The following is a 6,341-nucleotide window of genomic DNA, read 5'->3' on the forward strand; positions in this document are numbered from 1 at the left end:
GCCTGGGCAGGGCTGGTTCTGGCAGTCCTGGGCGTGTCGGGGACGTCGACGTACATGAAGCTGGCGGGCACCGATCCTCTTGTGACGACGTTCTGGCGGTTGGCGCTGTCGACGTTGCTGCTCCTTCCGTTGCAGATGTGGCGGAGGGGTAACACGCTCGCCGGTAATAGACCTGTCCCGAAGTGTAACAGTGTTACAGAAACGGGACCCCCCGAGCCTTTCTGTTCAAGACGAGGGGTGGTTGTGTCCCGAAGTGTAACACTGTTACAACGACTACGTCTGTCCCCTGTTACAATGCTGGCGGGTGCGCTCCTGGCTGTGCACTTTGCCCTGTGGGTGACGTCGCTGTCGATGACCTCGGTGTTGTCCTCGCTGGTCTTCGTAACGATGAGCCCGCTGTTTGTGGCTGTGTTGGACCTCGTCCTGTTTCGGGAACATACCAGCCCGCTGCTATGGGTGGCTGTCGGGGTCGTGACCGCGGGCGGCGTGTTTATTGGACTGTGGTCCGGCACGGGCGCCAACCTCGGAAACCTGCTTGCCCTGGGCGGGGCCCTGGCGGCGTCGCTGTACCTTATTGTCGGGCGCAGAGCGTCCCGGGAGATGGATCCCCTCTCCTACAATGTGGGCGCGTTCGGCTGGGCCGCTGTCCTGACGGGCATCGCGTGCGTGGTAGCCGGAAGGCCTCTCCTGCCACTGTCGGGTACGTCGTTCCTGTGGCTCGCAGTAACCGCCATCCTGGGCCAGACCGTTGGCCACGGCCTCATCAATGCTTCACTCAAGTCGTTTCAGTCGCAGTTCGTGGCCCTGATGTTGTTGTGGGAGCCTATTCTGGGCAGCCTGCTGGCGTTTCTGGTGCTGGGTGACAGGCCGGGTCCGGCCGAGCTTGTGGGAGGCGCTGTTATTCTGGCCGGGTTGGCTCTGGGGATCATTTCCAGCCGCCGCTCTGGTGCAGCAGGACCGGCGAGCGCTGAGGGTCAGCCAGTGTAGCCCAGCAGCTCTTCGGGTTGTGTTCCCTGGAGGTGCACCTTGGTGCCGCTGAAGCGCACGGCGGCTGTCAGCGCAATCGCGGGATCCGACTTCGAGGCAAGCGCAGACAGGAAGGCGGCTGCGAAGGAGTCTCCGGCCCCCGTCACGTCGACGGGTGTGAGCGCGATGCCAGGCTCCATGATGATGGTTTCGTCGCTGCACAGCAGGGCGCCTCGTGCGCCGAGCTTGACCACGATGGTTGCCCCGGTCGATCGGTGGAGTATCCTGACTGTCTCCCGGGCATCTGCCTCTTGCGCGAGCCAGCAGGCTTCCTCTTCGTTGGGCAGCAGGTAATCGCACAATCGTGCAGCTGCAAGGACTGCGTCACGGCCTATGGAGCTCATGGCGTCGATGCTGGCGGGATCCATGACGACGACCGGTCGTGCGAGAGCCGAACTTGTCAGCACTGTCCCGAGTGCCATCCGGCAACCCTCTTCAAGCAGGCTGTACCCCGAGACGAACAGGAAGTCTCCAGTGGCTTTGCAGGCACTGCGCACGAAGCGTGTGAATGCTGCTGGATCCACCGCTGCGTTGGCGCCCCGCTGACGGTACATGTGGTATGAGCCCGCCTCCTGGACGACGCTGACCATGCCCGTCGGGGTGTCGACGCGGTCCCCAGCGTACGCGATGCCGAGGCGCGTCACGTGGGACACGTACAGGTCTCCTGCTACGTCGGTTCCTAAGGTCCCGAACAGTTGCACCGGCCGGCCCAGGCATCGCAGGAAGAAGGCGACATTCCCTCCTTGCCCTCCGCAGGACAGCATAATATCTGCCTGTGCTTCCTTTCCGGAAGGTGACAGGATGGGCGCCACCGTTGTGGCGTCGATGTTGAGGTCGCCTGTGACGAAGAACATGAGACTGGTGATCAGGTGTGCTTCAACAGGGTGGCGATCTGTGTCCCCAGCGCGACGTTGCTCTTGATGAGGGCGATGTTTGCCTCGATAACACCGGGCAGGTTCTTCTGCATGTAGGCCAGGATGTAGGGCGTCATCGCTTTGCCTTCGACCTGCTCTTCCGCAGCCTTTTTGAGCGCTGCCTGCAGCACCTTCTCGTGCTTTGCCGGGTCGACCTGGTCTGTCTCGGCGATCGGGTTCGTGACGAGGATCCCAGTGTCGAGGTTCAGGCGGTCGCGTGCCTCCACGATGGCTGCGATGTCCGATGCGCTGTCGACACGGTACTCGATCGGGATGCCGGAGTCGCGCACGTAGAAGGCGGGCAGGGTGTCGGTCTGGTAGCCCAGGACGAGGACGGACATCGTCTCGAGGTATTCCAGGGTGTTCCGCAGGTCGAGGATAGACTTGGCGCCCGCGCACACGGTGATGCAGCGAGCTCGTCCGATCACGGGCAGGTCCTGTGAGATGTCGAGGACCTCGCTCACGCCGCGGTGCACGCCCCCGATGCCACCGGTGACAAAGACGCGAATGCCTGCGGCGTCNNGGTCCGATCTTCTTGACCCACTTGGCCCGGGCGAGCATCTCGAGTTCAGACTTGGAGAGGCCCACGCGGATCTTGCCCGAGACCAGGGCAGTCGTGGCGGGGATGGCTCCACCCTTGCGGACGATGCCTTCGAGCTCCTGTGCCAGCTCGAGGTTGATCGGGTATGGCATCCCATGAGTGATGATGGCAGACTCGAGAGCAACGACGGGTGTTCCCTTGCGGAGAGCTTCCTGGACTTCTTCGGCGATAACGAACTCCTCGGGATGGGTCTCGCCGCGCCTGACTCCCTCGGCAAACCCTTTGGTGACGCTGCTGCCGGTCTTGAGGCCGGTCAGCTGGTCATTCTCGCTGCGCTGTGCTCTTCTCACCATGATGGACTCCTCCGAAGTGTGTTGTGGCCAGAAAGGCTTCCACGACGACCGGATCGAACTGTGATCCGGCGCGACGATCCCGCAGACATCCGCAAAGTCAGAAACTCTCCTCTCTGTCAGTCCTGGACAAGCTCCGTGCTCCTAACACGGCAATGCTTTTTCATCATATGGGTGCTTGGTATTTGTTCAAGCCCACCATATACTGAGAGCAGTTCAAGACTCACTCATTGGGAGGTGGACGCCTCAGAGGCGGACGATATGACACTCGACAAGTTTACGACAAAGTCAGCTGAAGCATTGCAGCAGGCGGCGCGGTTCAGCGAAGGCCACGGCAACCAGGCCACCGATTCATTACATCTGCTCCGAGCCATTCTCGATCAGAAGGAGGGCCTTGCGGCTTCCCTCTTCCCATATCTCAACGTTGCCGCCCCCGCGCTGGCATCACAGGTCGAACAGGAGATCGAACGGCTTCCCAGGGTTTCGGGCAGCGTCCCCGTCGGCCAGCTGGTCATCTCAGACGACCTGAACGTGGTCATCCGCAAGGCCGAGGAGGAGATGACGGCGCTCAAGGACGAATACATCAGCGTCGAGCACCTGCTTATCGCGCTGGCCGAGAACAGCCGCTCATGTGGGCCATTGCTGAAGCAGGCCGGTGTTACCAAGCAAGGAATCCTGAGCGCGCTGGTGAAGGTGCGCGGCACGGAACGCGTGACGGACCAGGAGCCCGAAGACAAGTACGACGCACTCAAGAAATACGGCCGCGACCTGACGGAGCAGGCGCGACAGGGCAAGCTGGACCCGGTCATTGGCCGCGACGAGGAGATCCGGCGCGTCATGCAGATCCTCATGCGCCGGACCAAGAACAACCCGGTGCTCATCGGTGATGCCGGCGTCGGCAAGACGGCCGTCGTCGAAGGGCTTGCGCAGCGTATCGTGGCGCGCGACGTCCCCGAGGAGCTCAAGGACAAGATCATCTTCGCGCTCGACCTGGGTTCGATGATCGCGGGGGCCAAGTTCCGCGGCGAGTTCGAGGACCGGCTAAAGTCCGTGCTCAAGGCCGTCACGGCGAGCAACGGCCGCATCATCATGTTCATCGACGAATTGCACACCGTCGTTGGCGCAGGCGCGGCCGAGGGAGCTATGGATGCCTCCAACATGCTGAAGCCGGCGCTCGCGAGGGGTGAGCTGCGGACGATCGGCGCGACGACGGTCGACGAGTATCGCAAGATCATCGAAAAGGATGCTGCGCTTCAGCGGCGGTTCCAGCCGGTCATGGTCGGCGAGCCGTCGGTCGAGGATACGATCGCTATCCTGCGCGGCCTCAAGGAACGGTATGAGACGCACCACGGCGTGCGCATCGCAGACGGGGCCCTGGTCATGGCGGCCAAGCTGTCGGCGCGTTATATCACCGACCGTTTCCTGCCCGACAAGGCGATCGACCTCATGGACGAGGCGGCGTCGATGGTCAAGATGCAGCTCGAGAGCATGCCCGTCGAGATCGACGAACTGGACCGCAGACTGATCATCCTGGAGATGGAACGCAAGTCGCTGGTTGCCGAGACCGACGACAAGTCCAGAAAGCGCCTGGGCGATGTCCAGGCGGAGATCGCGCAACTGAAGGAGAAGGCGGACCGGCTGAAGCTGTCCTGGCGCAAGCAGAAGGATGTCATCGAGGAAGCCGCACGGCTCGGCAAGGAGCTCGAGGAGAAGAAAGTCGCATTCACGAAGGCGACGCGTGAGGGAGACCTCGAGACCGCGGCGCAACTCAAGTACGGCGTGATTCCCGAACTGGAGAAGAAGGTCGAGGCACAGCACGACCAGCTCGAGTCGCAGGAGAAGGGCGAAGTCGAACTCAAGCAGTCGGTGACCGAAGAGGAGATCGCGCAGGTCGTCAGCCGCTGGACCGGCATCCCCGTGTCCCGCATGATGGAGACGGAGGTGGCCAAGCTGGTCAACCTCGAGGAACGTCTTGCGAAGCGCGTCATTGGCCAGGAGCAGGCAATCCATGCCGTCGCCTCGGCCATCAAGCGGTCGCGCGCAGGCATGTCGGACCCTAACCGACCCATCGGCAGCTTCATCTTCCTCGGCCCCACGGGCGTGGGCAAGACTGAGTTATCCAAGGCCCTGGCGGAGGTGATGTTCGACGACGAGAACCGCATGGTTCGCATCGACATGAGCGAATACATGGAGAAATTCAGCGTCAGCCGCCTCGTTGGTGCGCCTCCCGGCTACGTAGGCTATGAAGAGGGCGGGCAGTTGACGGAGGCCGTACGCCGGCATCCATACTCGGTCGTCCTGCTCGACGAGATCGAGAAGGCCAACTCCGACGTGTTCGACATTCTGCTGCAGGTCCTGGACGACGGGCGCCTGACGGACGGCAAAGGCCGGACCGTCAACTTCCGCAACACGGTCATCATCATGACCAGCAACATCGGCAGTGACATCATCAGCCGCATCGAGGCAACGCCCGGAACGCTCGCATACGAAGAGGAATACTCGCGCGTCACCACCGTGGTGCTGGAGCACATGAAGACGGTGTTCCGTCCGGAGTTCCTGAACCGGGTGGACGAGGTGGTCGTTTTCAACCCGCTGGGACAGAGCGAACTGACGGAGATCCTGAGTCTCGTCATTGAACGGACGGTGGCCAAGGTGCGTGAGCGTGACATCGAGTTGACCGTGTCCGACGACTTGCGCAGACATCTCGTGACCATTGGCTACGACCCGGTCTACGGAGCGCGGCCGCTGAAGAGGACTGTCCAGAAGGTCCTCGAAGACCGCCTGGCCGACGCCCTGCTGTCCGGCGAGGTTAAGCCCGGCGACAAGGTCCTGGCCGACTACGAAATGGACCGTGTTGTCTTCCGCAAGCAGTAACCTTCAAATGTGAATGCCCAATGTACCTGGTACAATGGGATTCACAATTCGAGCCCAATGTACCTGGTACAATGGGATTCACAATTCGAAATGAGAGGTCGATGAATGGCTGAAGAAAGCATTTTTATCAAGGGCGCGCGCGTCCACAACCTGAAAGACGTGAGCGTGCGTCTCCCGCGCAACAAGATCATTGTCATCACGGGCGTCTCCGGCTCGGGCAAGTCCTCGCTGGCGTTCGACACCCTGTACGCCGAGGGGCAGCGCCGGTATGTCGAGTCGCTCTCTGCCTATGCCCGGCAATTCATCGGCCTGATGCAGAAACCGGACGTCGACCTCATTGAGGGGCTATCCCCCGCCATCGCCATCGACCAGAAGTCGGCCAGCAAGAACCCCCGGTCGACGGTCGGCACGCTGACCGAGATCTATGATTACCTGCGCCTGCTGTTCGCGCGCGCCGGCGTTCCATATTGTCCCAATCACAATATCCCGATCACGAAGCAGTCGCCCCAGGAGATCGTCGAGCACGTGCTGGCGGAGTACAAGGGGCGTACCGTCGCACTGCTGGCGCCTGCGGTGGAGGGGCGCAAGGGCGAGTACCGCAAGCTCATCGAGGACGTCCAGCGCAAGGGGTTCGAG

At 62.0% G+C, this 6,341-nt stretch carries 4 protein-coding genes and 2 pseudogenes; 3 read left to right on the forward strand and 3 right to left on the reverse strand.

The window, feature by feature from the left end:
- Positions 1-987, forward strand: a 987-nt coding sequence (locus SMC5_RS06970; RefSeq protein ID WP_165849007.1) for a DMT family transporter, incomplete at its 5' end; no start/stop codon positions are given.
- Here the strand turns inward: SMC5_RS06970 and SMC5_RS11290 are convergent.
- The 3 genes and pseudogenes from SMC5_RS11290 to SMC5_RS11710 all read right to left on the reverse strand — a co-directional run.
- Positions 975-1,880, reverse strand: a complete 906-nt coding sequence (locus SMC5_RS11290; protein WP_119120136.1) for a carbohydrate kinase family protein — start codon at positions 1,878-1,880, stop codon at positions 975-977. The genes SMC5_RS06970 and SMC5_RS11290 overlap by 13 nt on opposite strands.
- 11 nt (positions 1,881-1,891) lie before the next feature.
- The gene (locus tag SMC5_RS11295) at positions 1,892-2,404 is read right to left on the reverse strand and encodes a pseudouridine-5'-phosphate glycosidase (RefSeq protein ID WP_407079764.1); all 513 of its coding nucleotides are present in this window, start codon (positions 2,402-2,404) and stop codon (positions 1,892-1,894) included.
- A gap of 121 nt (positions 2,405-2,525) precedes the next feature.
- A pseudogene (locus SMC5_RS11710) lies at positions 2,526-2,834 on the reverse strand (pseudouridine-5'-phosphate glycosidase); the annotation flags it as partial.
- A gap of 258 nt (positions 2,835-3,092) precedes the next feature.
- Between SMC5_RS11710 and clpB the strand changes: the two are divergent.
- A complete protein-coding gene (clpB, locus tag SMC5_RS06985; RefSeq protein ID WP_119120137.1) occupies positions 3,093-5,705 on the forward strand; it encodes an ATP-dependent chaperone ClpB in 2,613 nt (870 codons plus the stop codon).
- A gap of 105 nt (positions 5,706-5,810) precedes the next feature.
- Positions 5,811-6,341: pseudogene (locus SMC5_RS06990) on the forward strand (excinuclease ABC subunit UvrA); the annotation flags it as partial.

This window comes from Candidatus Cryosericum odellii (genome assembly GCF_003570935.1).
GTDB lineage: Bacteria > Caldisericota > Caldisericia > Cryosericales > Cryosericaceae > Cryosericum > Cryosericum odellii.

Bases quoted from the DNA above. Each gene is read 5' to 3' on its own strand.
- SMC5_RS11290 (WP_119120136.1), bottom strand. From the start codon at position 1,880: ATGTTCTTCGTCACAGGCGACCTCAACATCGACGCCACAACGGTGGCG.
- clpB (WP_119120137.1), top strand. From the start codon at position 3,093: ATGACACTCGACAAGTTTACGACAAAGTCAGCTGAAGCATTGCAGCAG.